The following is a 15,060-nucleotide window of genomic DNA, read 5'->3' on the forward strand; positions in this document are numbered from 1 at the left end:
GACGCGCTGGTGGAGAAAGAATACCATCCGATCAACCAGATCGTGGGGTATCTTCTATCCGGAGATCCGGCTTACATTCCGCGCCACAACAATGCGAGAAGTTTGGTCCGGAGAAAAGAACGTGATGAGCTGATCGAGGAACTGGTTCGTTTCTACCTGGCTAATCATCGGGTGGATCATCCGAAATGAAGAAGCTGGGTCTGGATTACGGCGACCGTAGAATCGGAGTCGCCACAAGCGATATTTTCGGGTGGACAGCCCAAGCTCTGGAAACCATTGAACGCCGCGGGAACGGCAATGAGTTCGAACGGATCCGTGAACTGGTCAAGGAGTACGAAATCGGGGAGATTGTGGTTGGTCTGCCAAAGAATATGAATGGCTCTGTAGGACCCCGCGGTGAAATCTGTATTGAGTTTGCCGATCAGCTGCGGGAGCAATTCGAAATACCCGTACACCTTTGGGATGAGCGTCTGACGACGGTATCCGCTGAGCGGGTGCTGATTGAAGGGGACGTCAGCCGGAAGAAACGCAAAGGGATTGTAGACAAAATGGCTGCAGCCCTGATTTTGCAAAATTTTTTGGATGCTAACAGTAAAAGGTGAGGGGTGCATGCTATTATGACAAACGAGCAGATTGGCCAAGAAGAAGAACCGGAAATTATCTATATTCCCGATGAGGAAGGTAATGAAGAGGAATTCGAGGTCATCATGAAATTTGAAGTTGATGGTTCGGATGCAAAGTATATGATGGTAGTTCCACTGGATTCCGAAGATGAAGAGAGTGATGAGGTGTATGCATTCCGCTATGAGGAAGACGGCGATGATCTGCAGCTCTTCATGATCGAGAACGACGAAGAGTGGGCGATCGTTGAAGAAACCTTCAATACTCTGGTAGACGAGCTGGATGGAGGAGCAGAGAATGACTGATTTTTCCGCCGAACAAGCGGTATGGACATCGAAGCTCAAGGAAGTATATGGAGAGACTGTAGAACTGGAAGACGAGCAGGGTAAATCTTCCGTTTACGATATTATTGCCGAGTTTGAGGTTGGCGACCGCGCGTATGCGGTACTGGCTGGCTCCGGAAGAGAAGCAGAGCAGGAAATTCTGCGGATCGTGGTTTCGCCTAACGGTGTGCCCGAGCTGGAAAGTATCGTTGACGATGAGGAGTGGGAAGATGTCTCCGAGCTGTACGACGAGCTGACCCTCCCTGCTGACGACAAGGAATAAGTGTTTTTCACAAATATGCAACATCTATGCTTGGCAAGGAAGAGGGCGGAGTTATTCCGCGCTCTTTTTGCTTGAAATAGAGGCATTTATAAAATATATGTTGAATTTAAGACAATACAATTTTATACTTTATAGTCGGAAAGTGAGGAGTGACATTTGAAAGCCGCAATCCGCGCTGTGCTGATCGTAATCCTTTTGCTGGCCTTAGCAGGAGGGGGAGGCGCATGGTATATTTGGAATGGAATGCAGCCGGTAAAGCCTGCAGGCCCGGCAGTAACGTTTACCATAGAGAAGGGGATGGGCAGTTCGGAAATCGCTGATCTCCTGGAGGAAAACGGCATTATCCGTAATGGGCTATTATTCAAGGGATATTTGAAATGGGTCAAGGAAGGCTCAAGCTTCAAAGCAGGAACATATACTGCAAGCCCTGGAGATACCTATGACCAGCTGATTGCAAGGCTGAATGCCGGAGATGTAGTTAAGGAAGAGACAGTCGTCTTTACAATTCCTGAAGGATTCACCGCGAAGCAAGTGGCTGACAAACTGGCAGAAGCCTGGAATCAGAAAGCTGAGGTCTTCCTTAAAGTCATAGATTCTGGTGCAGGACTTGCTGCAGCAGACCGGCTGGGGATTCCGGTGAATGCAGAGCTTCGCCATCGGCTTGAGGGATATCTGTTCCCTGAAACGTATGAGCTCGTCAAAGACAGTACGCCCCAGGAGATTGTCGAAGCGATGCTGGAGCAGCTGGAGAAGAAGCTGGACAGTATTCCGGACTGGAAAACAAAGCTGGATAAGCGCGGTTTATCCCTGCATGAGCTGCTGACAGTCGCTTCACTCGTAGAGCGTGAGGTTGTCGTGGACGAGGAGCGTCCGCTGGTGGCTGGTGTAATTTATAACAGGCTGAACAAAGAGCAGAAGCTCGAGATTGATGCTACTGTCCAGTATCTGCTGGACAAGCAAAAAGAACGGCTGCTGAACAAGGATCTCAAGGTTGACAGCCCATATAATACGTATAAGAATGCTGGATTGCCGCCGGGGCCGATTGCCAGCCCGGGTCTTGCTTCCATTCAAGCTGCTCTTGAGCCTAAGGCATCAGAATATTACTTCTATGTGACTAAAAAAGACGGTTCCCAGGGCCATCTGTTCGGTAAGACCTATAAGGAACATTTAGCCAATATTCAAAAAAGTGAACAAAGTTCGCCGTAACCTATTAAAATAGAGTTTGATGCGGTTTCGTTTACCGCAAGTGCAGGAGGGTACAACATGATGAACAAACCGGAGCTGCTGGCCACAGCAGCATCCCTGGAAGAAGCGCGTGCGCTGCTGAATGCCGGTGCAGATGCGCTGCTGATCGGCGATGACCGTTTCGGCATGCGGCTGGCCGGACATTTTTCGCTGGAGGAAACGGCAGCTGTTATAGAACTGGCCCATGGTATGGGCCGGAAAGTCTACGCCGGTCTGGGCGGACTCATGTCCAACCGGCTGCTGGATGAGCTTCCCGCCTACGTGAAAGCTATCGGTGAGCTTGGAATTGACGGGATCGAATTCGGCGATCCGGCCGTTCTGGCTGCTGTGAAGTCTGAGGCGCCGGGCATGAGGCTGCACTGGAATGCCGAGATGACCTCAACGAATTACTTTACGGCCAATTATTGGGGCCGCAAAGGCGCTTCGCGGGTTGTTCTGGCCCGTGAGCTGAACATGGACGAAATCACCGAGATGGTGCCACTGCTGGAGGTTGAAGCCCAGGTTCAGGTGCATGGCATGACGAATATTTACCATTCCAAGCGCGGCCTCGTTGCAAGCTATATGGCCCACCAGGGCCGTCCGGTAGAGGATGGAAACCTCGGCAAGGAACGCGGTTTATTCCTGATTGAAGCAGAGCGCCGGGATGAGAAATTCCCGATTTATGAGGACATCAATGGTACCCATATTATGAGCTCCGACGATATCTGTATCCTTGAGGATCTGCATATCCTGCTTGCGGCAGGAGTGCACAGCCTGAAGATTGAAGGGCTACTGAAACCAATTGCCTATAACGTGGCAGTCGTTAAGACCTACCGTCATGCGGTGGATCTCTATGCCGCGGACCCGCAGGGCTATGCTTTTGACGAAGCGTGGATGGATGGAATCCGTGCGCTGCAGGACCCTGAGCGTGACCTGTCGTTCGGCTTCTTCTACAAAGAGCAAGTCTATTAATCTGTTAAGGAAATAAAATAAGGCAATGATTTGCTGCTTTGAATGAACTTAAAGTTAACCTTAAAGATAGAGTAACGCAGGAAAGGTTTGGAACTGTAGGAGCGGTAGCGTTCGCCTTTGTTTGCAGATTTCAACCGTGAAGCGGTATGAATCAAGAAATCTGCAGACAAGAGCGGCCGGAAGTCCAAACGCTTTCCGAAGTTACTGCTGAATCTACAAGGCAGATGGTTTAAGTTTATTTTTACAGCAAAGATATGGAGGGGAGAACATAATGGGAACCATGACTAAGCCCCAGTATAAGGGCAAACGTTACCGTCTGGACAAACCGGAGCTCCTTGCTCCGGCGGGTAACCTGGAAAAATTGAAATTCGCCGTGCACTATGGTGCGGATGCAGTATATATTGGAGGCCAGAAATATGGTCTGCGCTCCGGAGCGGATAATTTCAGCTTCGAGGAAATGCGCGAGGGTGTGGAATTCGCCAAGAAATACGGCGCTAAAGTGTTTGTTGCTACCAATATCTATGCTCACAATGAAGATATCGCCGGGATTGAAGAATACCTGCGTAACCTATACGAAGCCGGAATTGCCGCCATCATTGTGGCAGACCCGGCCATTGTCGATACTGCACGCCGGCTGGTACCGGGACTTGAGGTGCATCTAAGCACCCAGCAGTCCACCCTCAACTGGCAGGCGGTATCCTTCTGGAAAGAGGAAGGCCTTCCGCGTGTCGTTCTCGGCCGCGAGACCAGTCTGGAAGAGATCGCCGAGATTAAACAGCATGTCGATATCGAAATTGAGAGCTTCATCCACGGGGCTATGTGTTCCTCATATTCCGGACGCTGTGTATTATCCAACCACTTTACAGACCGCGACTCTAACCGCGGCGGCTGCTGCCAGTCCTGCCGCTGGAAATATGACCTGTTCCAGGATGACCGTCCGGAAGGCGCCTGGGTGTCCGAAGAGGAACAGGCTGAGGCTGCTACTGCTGCTCCGCAGCGCCTTCAGCCGGGAATCACCCAGCTGCCGCTGCATCAGCCCCAGGATAACCCGTTCTCCATGGGCTCCAAAGATTTGTGCATGCTGGAAAGCATCCCCGATCTGATTGAAGCCGGCATTGACAGCTTTAAGATTGAGGGCCGGATGAAGTCCATCCACTACGTGGCGACTGTCGTGAATGCTTACCGCAAGGCCATTGATGCTTATATGGCCGATCCGGAGCATTATGAGCTTAAGCCGGAATGGCTGGAAGAATTGCAGAAGGCGGCCAACCGTCCGCTGAACACCGGATTTTTCTACGATACCCCGGATCATGAGGATCATATCTATGAGCCTGAGGAAAAGGCGGCGCCCTATGATTTTGCAGGACTAGTTCTGGAGTATGATGCGGAGAGCGGCATGGCGCTGATCCAGCAGCGCAACAACTTCAAGCCGGGGCAGGAAGTGGAATTCTTCGGACCGGATAACACGTTCTTTAAGCAGATTGTAGGGGAACTATGGGATGAGGCAGGGAACAAGCTTGATGTGGCCCGTCACCCGCTTCAGCGCGTGCGCATGAAGGTAGATCACCCTGTAGCTTATTTTGATATGATGCGTAAGAGAAAGTAAAATTTCAATCCACTGGTAAGGGATGCATCTATAGGTGCATCCCTTTTTTTGCAAAAAAAATAAAATGACTTAAATATATAAAGATTATCAGGTAATTTCTTAAGAACTCTAAGCAAATAGTCGGAGAAAACCGATATAGATACATATAGCGAACGCTTACATAGGACTTCTACGACTTTTATTCTAACTGGCAGGTGATGATATGGGGGCTCCCGAGCAGGAGAACAGAGATAAAAAGCAGAAGGGGAGAAGGGTGAAATTGGGGAAAAACAGTAAGAAATCAGTGGATAAACAACAAGTAGAACCAAGCCGCACAGATGTGGACCAGACAACAGGCAAAGGCAAAAGTAAACTCCAGAGTATAGGCAAGATAAGGGATATGGGCTTCAAAGGAGTGCTGAATAGTTCAGTAAGCCAGGTTAAGAAAGTCGATCCGATTAAGTCCGTAGGAGTCAAGCTGTTTCTAATTTTCCTGTCTTCCATTGTAGCTGTCGTGCTGCTACTGGGTCTCTTGTCTTACAGCAAGGCTAAGAATACAATTAAGGACAATGTCTCGGAAGCAAACCGGCAGACCATTATCCAGACATCGGATAAGCTGGACATTACACTCAAACAGTATGAGAATCTGGCGCTTCAGCTGTACTTTGATGCACAAATGCAGAGTGACCTGTCGGAGCTGCTATCCGCAGAGTCTAGTTATGATAAATTCGTCGCTACGGATTCGATTAGTAAGAAGCTGTCCAGCCAGACGACTACAGACTCAAATATTGTGGCGATCTCCCTGATACCGCAATCCGCTGATGAGGGTATCATCACGAGCGGGAGTTCCAGTCTCAAGATCGATGGAATCAGAGACCAGGAATGGTTCAAAAAGGCTATTGCCAGCAATACAGAGTACACGTCCTATTATTCGGATGAAACTGCAGCACCGCAGAACTACTGGTTCTCAACATCTGTTGAAGGTGACGGCGGCAAAAATGTTGCTATGGTAAGATCACTCAAGACTATGGGCTCTGCTACAGGCTATGTCATCATGCTTGAGCTCAAAAATACCTTACTGGAAGAGGCTTTCCAAAGCGTATCGCTTGGCGACGGCTCGCGGGTTCAGCTCGTTGATCCAAACGGTACTGTTATTGCATCCTCGGTTCCTGCTGAAGATGGTGTGGCTTCCGAATTCGGCTTCATCAAGGACAGCAAGAACAAGAACAACAGCCAGGAAGCCAAGGATTCAAACGGCAAAGATGTGCTGGCTGTATTCAGTACATTAACCAAGGCTGACTGGAAGCTGACAGGTGTTGTCCCAACAGGAGAACTAGTGAAAGCAGCTAAGCCGATTCTGTTTACAACTTATATGGCTGCTCTTGCATCCGCTTTGCTTGCGGTGTTACTCGGCTTCTGGATGGTTCAGATGATCGCCAAGCCGGTGGCCCGCCTGAAGGATCTGATGGTGGAAGGTGCAAAAGGCGATTTGAGCGTACGTACAGAGTTTACTTCCAAAGATGAAATTGGCCAGCTGTCCGCTTCGTTCAATATGATGATGGAACGGATTACCGAGCTGGTTGCACAAACGACAGATACCGCCCGTGAAGTCCTGGAGACTGCCGGCGAGCTTGGTGATGCCTCCCGTAAGACGGCTGTATCTGCGAAGGAGATTGCCGCAGCTACCGAAGAGATTGCCGGCGGTGCAGGAAGTTTGGCACTGGAAGCGGAGCGCGGTAATGAATTGACCGACCTGATCGGTACTCAAATGCAGAACGTCATTGCTGCCAATGCCGAGATGGATGAAGCGGCACGCGGTGTCGGTGAAGCCAGCGGACTCGGAGCGAAACAGATGGAAGACCTGCTCAAACAGACAGGCCGTACCGGAGAAATGACCTCCGCATTAGTAGATCGCGTCAACAACCTGAAAGATACGGTTTACTCTGTTATGAAGGTTCTTGATGTTATGAAAAATATTACGCAGCAGACCAATATTCTGTCACTGAATGCTACTATTGAAGCAGCAAGAGCGGGCGAAGCGGGCCGCGGCTTTATGGTCGTCGCAGATGAAGTCCGGCAGCTGGCAGACCAGTCCAAGCAGTCGATTGCGCTGGTAGCAGGAATTATTGATAAGATCGTTACAGAAATGAATGAAACGGTGAACGTTCTGTCTGAAGTGGCACCGCTCTTCAAACAACAGATGACTTCCGTAAAAAGCACCAGTGATATCTTTGTTTCTGTACAGGCTCAAATGGAGGATTTCATTGCCAGTCTGGAGTCTGTAACAGGCGCCATTGGCAGTCTCAGCCATTCACAGGGTGTATTGTCTGATGCGATGGGCAATGTAAGTGCAGTCGCTCAGCAATCGTCTGCGACTTCCGAAGAAGTGGCTTCACTCAGCAACGAGCAGCAGAACGTGAGTGATCAGCTCGTATCTCTGTCCGGCAAGCTGGAGGTTGCTTCGAACCAGCTGAAAGACAAGCTGGCGATGTTCACCATCTAAATAATTCAGCAGTTAGGCATAGTAATATTGTAGACTCAGGCCGCTTCTTCCCCCGGGAAGAAGCGGCCTGTTAATTATAGGTATTGGACTTTTTCTTGTGAAACTTGGAGCTAACAAGTATAATTATTTTGTTAGGTAATTGTTATGTTGGTTGAAAAAGTTAGGTAAAGCTGATTGAAGGAGAAGGACCGGATGAAAGTAAAGTACAAGCACAACTGGTGGTCCTTTATTGGGGACATGGGCATGGAACGAAAGCTGCTCCTAGTCTTCCTGGTTATTATTACACTGCCGCTTTCGGTTATCAGTGTGATCAGCTTCAAGAGCTATACACAGTCGATCCAAGGTAACACGGTTGCTTATTCGGAGAAGCTAATCGATCAAATGATGGATGGGGTCGACGACTACATAGAAGACATGAAGCGAATTTCTTCGATGCCTGCGTATGTAAACGATATCAAACAGAATCTGATCCGCTCCAACCGCTATTATGCACAGAAGAAGCTGACTGAAGGTGATGCAGACCGCAGCAGTGTTGCACCGGGTGATTTTGATCTGCTTCTGTCCATTCAGAGAGGGATCGAAGGCAATATCTCCTTCATCAACAATATTAAACGGGGGACGAACTCTGTCTATATTTTCGATGCCTATGGCAATGGCTATTATTCAGCTAAGGATGGCGGTGTGCGGCTTGATCTGGATCAGAGCTACAAATTCTGGAGCCAGCAGGTGAAGGATTCGAGCGGTGAGGCGCTGCTGTTCGGCACTCAGGCCTATACCACCAATCTGCAGAGTACGCGTTATGCTTATACGGTTGTCCGCAAAATTGTTGACGGCCTCTGGAACCCGATCGGACTGATCGCGGTAGAAGCCAATGTCAGCAACTTGGAGTTCCAGGTGGCGGAGCTGGACGAGGTGACTCATGGCAAGTCCCTGATCGTGGATGAGGCGGGCAAGGTCATTTATGACAGTGACCAAAAGCTGTTAACAATGGATATTTCCCATACTTCACTGTTCCGCAGTGCCAAGGGAGCCGCCGGAAGCTTCTATGACACGGTGTCGGGTAAGGAACGGCTGAACATTTATTCTAGTTCCTCTAAGACAAACTGGAAGGTAATCATCTCCATTCCGGTCGATGAATTAACCCGTGATGTGAAGCTGACCCGCAACGCAACCTTGGCGGCGACACTAATTATTATCGTACTCGCATTGATTATCTCCATTATTTTGTCCTTTGCCCTGACCAAACCGCTGACACAAATGATTCAGCTGATGAAAAAGGTGCAGAACGGTGATCTGGATGTCAACTTCCGCGTGAAACGCCGAGATGAAATAGGCCTGCTCGGTCATCAGTTCAACCGTATGCTCGCGCGCATCCGCCAGCTGATCCAGGATATTTACCGGATAGAGGAGCAGAAGAAGGAAGCGGAGCTGCATGCGCTGCAGAGCCAGATCAATCCACATTTCATTTACAACACATTGGAGTCTATCCGCATGACGGCGGAAATCAATGATGATGTAGAAGCAGCTGATATGATCTCGATTCTGGGCAAGCTGCTGCGCTACAGTACCAGCGATTTGTCCGGCCAAACGACAATGAAGCAGGAGCTGATGTATGTCCGCAATTATGTTGAACTCTTAGGCTGCCGCTATCCGGGACGGTTCGCGCTGCAGATTGATGTCCCCCGGGAGCTGGATGACTACTCGATTATCAAGCTGGTGTTCCAGCCGATTATCGAGAATGCAGCCTATCACGGGCTGGATGACAGCAAAGAACATATGCATCTCAGTATCAGCTGTGAGATTACTGAGCATAAGCTGCTGTTCCATATCCGCGACGACGGCTGCGGGATGGACCGGGCTACCCTGGACAAGCTGAACGATAATCTGAAGCGTGAGACACCTCCGAAGAAAAGCATCAATGGAGGCATCGGGATGAAGAATGTGCATCAGCGGGTCCAGCTGAACTATGGAGCTGCATATGGAATAGAGGTGTTCAGCGAACCCGGAGTGGGTACAGATGTAATTCTGTCCCTGCCGCTTCCGGGACCGCAAGCCAGCATGCCAGAGAGAGAAAGGAGAAATCTGCTTTGAAAATGACAAAAGCATACTGGACCCTGCAAACGATGCTTCTGCTCCTGTTTCTGCTCCTGCTGTCTGCGGGCTGTGAGAACCGGAACAGCAAACAGGAGCATCCGGCAACGCCGGTTGCGGATAATGAACAGAGTAGTCTGTCGGGTAATATCCTTATGCTGACCAACCGGATCGATCTTATTGAGAACGGCACGATGCAGGGATACGCGGACCAGTTTATTAAGAAGTATCCGCAGGCCAGTGTTGAATTCGAGGGCTTATCCAATTATGCCACCGACATTCTGGTGCGTCTCTCTACCAAGGATGCCGGGGATGTGCTGCTGCTGCCGGTCAATCTGCCTGCCAAGGAACTGAGTTATTTTTTTGAGCCGCTGAGTGCAGAAATGTCTGCCCATGAGCGGTTCACTACCTTCGCTACTTATGGCGGCAAAAGATATGGCTTATCTACAGGGACAACCACCAGCGGGATCGTATACAATAAGAAGGCGTTTGAACAGGCGGGGATCACAGAGATCCCGCAGACGCTGGATGATTTCTACGCCATCTGCGCCAAGCTGAAGCAGGCGGGCATTATACCGCTGTATATGAATTATGGTGCGGTCTGGCCGCTGCGGGAATGGGGCAACAATATGGTCAACTATATGACCGGCAATCCCGATTATATGAATGACATGGTTCATGAGAACAGTCCCTGGCAGCTGGATAATGAGTGGGGGCAGACGATGGGGATTGCCAGAACCCTGATTGCCAGAGGCTACGTGGAGGAAGAGCTGTTCTCCAACAACTGGGAGATCTCCAAAACCAAGCTGGCGAAAGGTGAGGCGGGTATGTATCTGACCGGAAACTGGACGATCAGCCAGATTCTGGACGCCGGAGCTGCTCCGGAGGATATTGGTTATTTCCCGTTTCCTTATGATAATGGGGCCTCGCATTATGCGCCTCTTAACCCTGACTGGTTCATTGGAGTCAGCAAATTCAGCAAAAACAAAGAATTATCGATGGCCTGGGTGAATTTTCTGGTTAAAGAAACCTCCTATACCTCAGAGGGATTCCTTCCGGCAGATGATCATGCAGAGCCTTCGATGGAACAGTATCGTGAATTCCTTTCCTATCATCCGCAGCTGGTAGAAGCCACTGTGCAGACGGACGCTTTTATAGATATGGCCAACCGCTCGAAACTGTCGTTTGCCTCAGGGGACTATATCCAGGAGCTGATTGCCGCACCTGGTTTACAGAAGGCTTTTGATGCGTTAAATGAGAAATGGTTAGAAGCCCGGGGTGGGCAGCTGCCCTCTTCGCAGCCTTAACCGGCAGGACAATTAATCTAAGAACACATTGGAGGTTATACATATGGCTAAAAAGGTTACGATGCAGAAAATTGCCGATCATCTCGGGGTATCCAAATTTGTCGTCTCCAAGTCTCTCTCCGGCAAGGGCGGGGTTAATGAAACAACAAGAGAGCGGGTAATTCAGGCGGCTTCACAGCTGGGTTATTTCACGCAAAAGAATGCGTACATGCAAAATATGAAACGCCCTTCCCAGGCTGCAGGCGGAGACCGGAACAAGCAATCGGTACTGGTGCTGATGCCCAATATCCGCTCACAGACGCAGGACTCACTGTACTGGGGGAAGATTGTCGACGGGATTGCGCTTGCCCTTGACCAGGAAGGCCTTGGCATGGTTATTGTCTCTGAACACCGTGCCGATAATTTCGTGAATATCCTCAATCCGAATGGCCTGCTTGGCCTGGTCGGTGTAGGTCAGATCTCTACCTCACTGCTGCTGGAGGTGCACCGGATCGGCCTGCCGATGGTGCTGATTGACCATGAAGATCCGTTAATTCCGAGCGATACGGTGTTTGCGAATAATATTGATTCGCTGGCCCGGCTAAGCAATCATCTGCTGGGTATAGGCCATACACAGCAGCATTTAATCGCCCCGATCCGCTATTCGCGCAGCTTCAGGGACCGCTGGATCGGCTTCCGCAGCGCGCTTGAAGAGAATGGGATGAAGCCTCCCGCCGGTGACGACGAGATGCTAATGCTGGAGGATATGGATTCTGTAGTCTTTCATGAAGAATTCAAACAGTGGCTGCTCAAACGGAAAAAAGCCAAAAACCTGCCGACCGCGCTGCTATGCGGAAATGATTTTACCGCCCTTACGGTTTGTGAGGTGCTGAGGGAAGAAGGTCTGAATGTGCCGGCTGATGTTTCCGTTACGGGTTTCGACAATATTGAAGATGCGACCAGATGCGTACCGCCGCTTACGACTGTACATGTCCCCAAAGAAGCAATGGGCCGGGCCGCAGTAGAGAAGCTGCTGAACCGTATCCACAACCCGTCCGCACCGCTGGAAAAAATCCTGATCGCAGCCGATATTGTCCACCGGGATTCCGTGGCCGGACCGCGGAGCTGATGAACTTACGATTGGAGAGACACAAGTAATGAGCTATGATGTGCATATTACCCGGGCAGGACACTGGACGGAGAGCGGCAGCAATCCGATTTCCCTGGAGGAAGCTAAGGCTTATTTTGCTACTCATGGGGAGTTCGAGTACAGCAGCGGACTTTCCCTTAAAGGTCCTTTTGGAACGATGACGATCGGTGGAGAGTTCTTCAACTGGATTGATGAAGAGGACAGCGTGCCGTTCAAATACACAGAAGGCAGAATCACGGTGTCCAGCGCGGACGATTATGTGATTCAAAGGGGAGATTTATTAAACCTAACTATAGGAGGCTAAAGATGAAGGATCAGTCGCTGGGATTGTATAAAGCCTTTGTCGATGACTTGGTAGAGCGCTCACCTGGTCCGTATGCCCGCTGGATTATGGAGAAGGGCTGGCCTGAAACTGAGGAAAATGCACGTGTAAATAAGGTGCTGCAGGAATTAACCTTGGAACAAAAAGAAGTGTTTGCCCTGATTGCCCAATCCTCGCGCGATGGCGGGATACATGATGTCCTTGTCTATTTATCGGAACAAATTAATCTGAATGGAATGGACATCTCCTTTGGCGGTGTAGCGATGGCTAAGGAGCCTTTTGATACAGAACTGTATTATGACTGGGTATGCCGCCGGGAGGGAGATGTCTGGCCAGATCCCGAATCTGCAGGGTGATTTCACATTACTCCGGAAGTTCCCAGGCCGGATTGTAGTTGGCTTCCATAATGATAAATGGCCGTCTGGGTCTTAAAAGTAGCGGGAGTAGCCTCCCATAAGGTATCGTGTGCAGGTACGGGTAATGACCGTCCCTGCTTTTTGCACTTCCTCCATCACCGCATCGACCTCTTCCCGGCTGCTTACATTGTGAGCAAGTGAAAATTCCACCGCACGGGGAGGCGACAGGGTAAGCTTGGCATCATGGGCAAGATCCCGGCGTTTCAAGATGGCCGGCTTCAAACCTGACCGAAGCTCCGAGAAAGCAACGGCACATGCTCAAACTCTGTGCCATTGATCCCCTCTGTCGGCAGCCTCAGGCCACTCTGAATTGCTGATGGATTTGGATTGTAAACCACCTTATGTGCTGGCCGGTCACTCGTACGGCGGAATGATAATGAGATTATTCGCGGCAGAGTATCCGGAAGAAGTACAGGGCCTGCTGCTGGTAGATACCACGACTGTGAACTTTTATCTTCTGGAGGGAATGAGCGATTCGCGTAAACAGCAGCGGGAAATTAACAGGCGGCAGGCGAGATTAGGATATCTATTATCGCCAGTTGGTGTTCCCCGTATGTTAAAAAAACAGCTTGGCAGCCGCAGGCTGCCTGAGCCAGTACGGAACGCGGCCAGTGCAATCGGATACCGCAGTTATGCTTACAAGACGCTATATGCAGAACTACTGGCCTCTGATAAGAGCGCAAGGGAGCTGCAGGCGGCACCTCCGCTGCGCAAGGACCTGCCGGTGATCGTGCTGAGTGCAGGACAACGGGATGAGGAATGGAGGCAGAGCCAGGAGCAGCTGGCTGATTTGACCGCGCAGACCCGGCATATCCTGGCTGCGGACAGTCCACATTCCATTCAGATACATAGACCGGAGCTGGTGATTGCCGCGATCAAGGAGCTGCTGGTTGCTGAGGATACAAGTCATAGGCTGTAATTGTATTCTGTACAGCTAAATCGGGGCTGTAGCTGCAATTATAGTTGTAGTTGTATTTGATACAGTTAAAATAAGGAAACAAGCGTATTTTGGCTGAATGCCGTCTATCTAATTGTACAGAATACAGTTATTTTCTGTTTCTCCCGGTAATTCCGGATTATAGCTGTACAAAATGCAGTTATTCCACAGTACCATGACTGCGAGAAAACTTGAGGCTTACATACAAAAAAAGGCGGCTCCAGGCAGAACGATTCGTTCTGCCGGAGCCGCCTTTTTGCACATTTGTGCTGGCTGATGCTTAGGAATGAATGTGAGATTAGAGCTGCAAATTACGGTCGACAAGCGCGATCCGCTGCTGAACGCAGGCATAGGAGCGGAGCGGATCTTCCGGCGTGTTCAGCACGTAATCGAGCATCTGGTCGACGGTGGTAGTAGCTACATGGACACGGGTATCAGAGGATGCATAGTAGATATAGATGTCTCCGTTGTCGCGGGCGATCACACCGTTACAGAATACGACGTTCGATACATCGCCGACGCGTTCCTCGCCATCCGGTGCGATGAAATGTCCGCCGGGAGCATGGGTAACCTTGTTCGGCTCATTCAGGTCCGACAGGAAGGCGTAGAGCACATAACGCAGGCCGGCAGCGGTATTGCGCACGCCGTGGGCGATATGCAGCCAGCCGCGCGGGGTTTTGATCGGAGCTGGGCCTTGGCCGTTCTTCACTTCTTTGATCGTATGGTAGTAGCGCTGATCCATGATCGTCTCACTGGTAATCACAGCATTCTCGATGGTGCCTGACAAGCCCCAGCCGATGCCGCCGCCGGAGCCGGCATCGATGAAGCCATCCTGCGGACGGGTGTAGAAGGCATATTTGCCGTCAACAAATTCAGGGTGCAGCACCACGTTGCGCTGCTGGGCGGAGCCGGTCTTAAGATCGGCCAGGCGCTCCCAGTTCTTCAGGTCTTTGGTGCGGGTAATGCCGCACTGTGCTACGGCACTGGACAGGTCGCCGTGCGGGGCATCCGGGTCTTTGCGTTCGGTGCAGAACAGGCCGTAGATCCAGCCGTCGGCATGTTTGACCAGACGCATATCATAGACGTTGATGTCCGGGTCTTCTGTCTCAGGCAGCACAACCGGGTGATCCCAGAAGCGGAAGCCGTCCACGCCGCTGTCGCTCTCGGCAACGGCGAAGAAGGACTTGCGGTCATTGCCCTCTACACGGGCCACAAGATAGAATTTGCCGTCCAGTTCGATTGCCCCCGGATTGAAGACTCCGTTCACGCCGATTCTTTCAGCGAAATAAGGGTTGGTCTCAGGATTGAAGTCATAACGCCAGATCAGCGGTGCATGCTCTGCGGTCA

At 50.6% G+C, this 15,060-nt stretch carries 16 protein-coding genes; 14 read left to right on the forward strand and 2 right to left on the reverse strand.

Going from position 1 to position 15,060, the window contains the following annotated elements; translation table 11 throughout:
* The 13 genes from AQR02_RS04785 to AQR02_RS04850 all read left to right on the forward strand — a co-directional run.
* Nucleotides 1-189, forward strand: a 189-nt coding sequence (locus AQR02_RS04785) for an IreB family regulatory phosphoprotein (RefSeq protein ID WP_054939600.1), incomplete at its 5' end; no start/stop codon positions are given.
* The gene (ruvX, locus tag AQR02_RS04790; protein ID WP_054939601.1) at nucleotides 186-602 is read left to right on the forward strand and encodes a Holliday junction resolvase RuvX; all 417 of its coding nucleotides are present in this window, start codon (nucleotides 186-188) and stop codon (nucleotides 600-602) included. The genes AQR02_RS04785 and ruvX, both read left to right, overlap by 4 nt.
* Before the next feature lie 15 nt (nucleotides 603-617).
* On the forward strand, nucleotides 618-926 hold the full coding sequence (locus AQR02_RS04795) for a DUF1292 domain-containing protein (protein ID WP_038588104.1): 309 nt from the start codon (nucleotides 618-620) through the stop codon (nucleotides 924-926).
* Entirely contained in the window at nucleotides 919-1,227 is a 309-nt protein-coding gene (locus tag AQR02_RS04800; RefSeq protein WP_054939602.1) for a DUF1292 domain-containing protein, read from the forward strand. Before AQR02_RS04795 ends, AQR02_RS04800 begins: the two co-directional genes overlap by 8 nt.
* A gap of 156 nt (nucleotides 1,228-1,383) precedes the next feature.
* Nucleotides 1,384-2,433 (forward strand): endolytic transglycosylase MltG, encoded by a 1,050-nt coding sequence (mltG, locus tag AQR02_RS04805; RefSeq protein WP_245237122.1) that lies wholly within the window; start codon nucleotides 1,384-1,386, stop codon nucleotides 2,431-2,433.
* 57 nt (nucleotides 2,434-2,490) lie between these two features.
* Entirely contained in the window at nucleotides 2,491-3,423 is a 933-nt protein-coding gene (locus AQR02_RS04810; protein ID WP_054939603.1) for a peptidase U32 family protein, read from the forward strand.
* A gap of 271 nt (nucleotides 3,424-3,694) precedes the next feature.
* The gene (locus AQR02_RS04820) at nucleotides 3,695-5,029 is read left to right on the forward strand and encodes a peptidase U32 family protein (protein WP_054939605.1); all 1,335 of its coding nucleotides are present in this window, start codon (nucleotides 3,695-3,697) and stop codon (nucleotides 5,027-5,029) included.
* A gap of 253 nt (nucleotides 5,030-5,282) precedes the next feature.
* Nucleotides 5,283-7,511, forward strand: coding sequence for a methyl-accepting chemotaxis protein (locus AQR02_RS04825; RefSeq protein WP_209444125.1), 2,229 nt, complete (start codon nucleotides 5,283-5,285; stop codon nucleotides 7,509-7,511).
* A 192-nt stretch (nucleotides 7,512-7,703) separates the two neighbouring features.
* Nucleotides 7,704-9,602: a cache domain-containing sensor histidine kinase gene (locus AQR02_RS04830; RefSeq protein WP_054939607.1), complete on the forward strand. Its 1,899-nt coding sequence runs from the start codon at nucleotides 7,704-7,706 to the stop codon at nucleotides 9,600-9,602.
* Between the two features lie 2 nt (nucleotides 9,603-9,604).
* On the forward strand, nucleotides 9,605-10,909 hold the full coding sequence (locus tag AQR02_RS04835; RefSeq protein ID WP_108722035.1) for an ABC transporter substrate-binding protein: 1,305 nt from the start codon (nucleotides 9,605-9,607) through the stop codon (nucleotides 10,907-10,909).
* 43 nt (nucleotides 10,910-10,952) lie between these two features.
* Nucleotides 10,953-12,017 (forward strand): LacI family DNA-binding transcriptional regulator, encoded by a 1,065-nt coding sequence (locus tag AQR02_RS04840; protein WP_054939609.1) that lies wholly within the window; start codon nucleotides 10,953-10,955, stop codon nucleotides 12,015-12,017.
* A gap of 28 nt (nucleotides 12,018-12,045) precedes the next feature.
* Entirely contained in the window at nucleotides 12,046-12,342 is a 297-nt protein-coding gene (locus tag AQR02_RS04845; protein ID WP_054939610.1) for a hypothetical protein, read from the forward strand.
* Between the two features lie 2 nt (nucleotides 12,343-12,344).
* Nucleotides 12,345-12,716 carry a DUF6547 family protein gene (locus AQR02_RS04850; RefSeq protein WP_054939611.1) on the forward strand — a complete coding sequence of 124 codons (372 nt, stop codon included), beginning with the start codon at nucleotides 12,345-12,347 and terminating at the stop codon, nucleotides 12,714-12,716.
* A 72-nt stretch (nucleotides 12,717-12,788) separates the two neighbouring features.
* Here the strand turns inward: AQR02_RS04850 and AQR02_RS31050 are convergent, their stop codons facing one another.
* Nucleotides 12,789-12,998 carry a VOC family protein gene (locus AQR02_RS31050; protein ID WP_082451642.1) on the reverse strand — a complete coding sequence of 70 codons (210 nt, stop codon included), beginning with the start codon at nucleotides 12,996-12,998 and terminating at the stop codon, nucleotides 12,789-12,791.
* Nucleotides 12,999-13,092: 94 nt separating this feature from the next.
* Here AQR02_RS31050 and AQR02_RS04860 point away from each other — a divergent pair, with 94 nt between their 5' ends.
* Complete coding sequence (locus AQR02_RS04860) at nucleotides 13,093-13,695, forward strand: alpha/beta fold hydrolase (RefSeq protein WP_280818597.1); 603 nt, start codon at nucleotides 13,093-13,095, stop codon at nucleotides 13,693-13,695.
* Between the two features lie 316 nt (nucleotides 13,696-14,011).
* Here AQR02_RS04860 and AQR02_RS04865 read toward each other — a convergent pair.
* Nucleotides 14,012-15,060, reverse strand: a 1,049-nt coding sequence (locus AQR02_RS04865; protein WP_245237131.1) for a glycoside hydrolase family 130 protein, incomplete at its 5' end; no start/stop codon positions are given.

The organism is Paenibacillus ihuae (assembly GCF_001368795.1).
In the GTDB taxonomy this organism is placed as follows: domain Bacteria; phylum Bacillota; class Bacilli; order Paenibacillales; family Paenibacillaceae; genus Paenibacillus_AQ; species Paenibacillus_AQ ihuae.

Bases quoted from the DNA above. Each gene is read 5' to 3' on its own strand.
- AQR02_RS04850 (WP_054939611.1), top strand. From the start codon at position 12,345: ATGAAGGATCAGTCGCTGGGATTGTATAAAGCCTTTGTCGATGACTTG.
- AQR02_RS04840 (WP_054939609.1), top strand. From the start codon at position 10,953: ATGGCTAAAAAGGTTACGATGCAGAAAATTGCCGATCATCTCGGGGTA.
- AQR02_RS04820 (WP_054939605.1), top strand. From the start codon at position 3,695: ATGGGAACCATGACTAAGCCCCAGTATAAGGGCAAACGTTACCGTCTG.
- AQR02_RS04800 (WP_054939602.1), top strand. From the start codon at position 919: ATGACTGATTTTTCCGCCGAACAAGCGGTATGGACATCGAAGCTCAAG.
- AQR02_RS04810 (WP_054939603.1), top strand. From the start codon at position 2,491: ATGATGAACAAACCGGAGCTGCTGGCCACAGCAGCATCCCTGGAAGAA.
- ruvX (WP_054939601.1), top strand. From the start codon at position 186: ATGAAGAAGCTGGGTCTGGATTACGGCGACCGTAGAATCGGAGTCGCC.
- AQR02_RS04835 (WP_108722035.1), top strand. From the start codon at position 9,605: ATGACAAAAGCATACTGGACCCTGCAAACGATGCTTCTGCTCCTGTTT.
- AQR02_RS04845 (WP_054939610.1), top strand. From the start codon at position 12,046: ATGAGCTATGATGTGCATATTACCCGGGCAGGACACTGGACGGAGAGC.
- AQR02_RS04830 (WP_054939607.1), top strand. From the start codon at position 7,704: ATGAAAGTAAAGTACAAGCACAACTGGTGGTCCTTTATTGGGGACATG.
- AQR02_RS04795 (WP_038588104.1), top strand. From the start codon at position 618: ATGACAAACGAGCAGATTGGCCAAGAAGAAGAACCGGAAATTATCTAT.
- AQR02_RS04860 (WP_280818597.1), top strand. From the start codon at position 13,093: ATGGATTTGGATTGTAAACCACCTTATGTGCTGGCCGGTCACTCGTAC.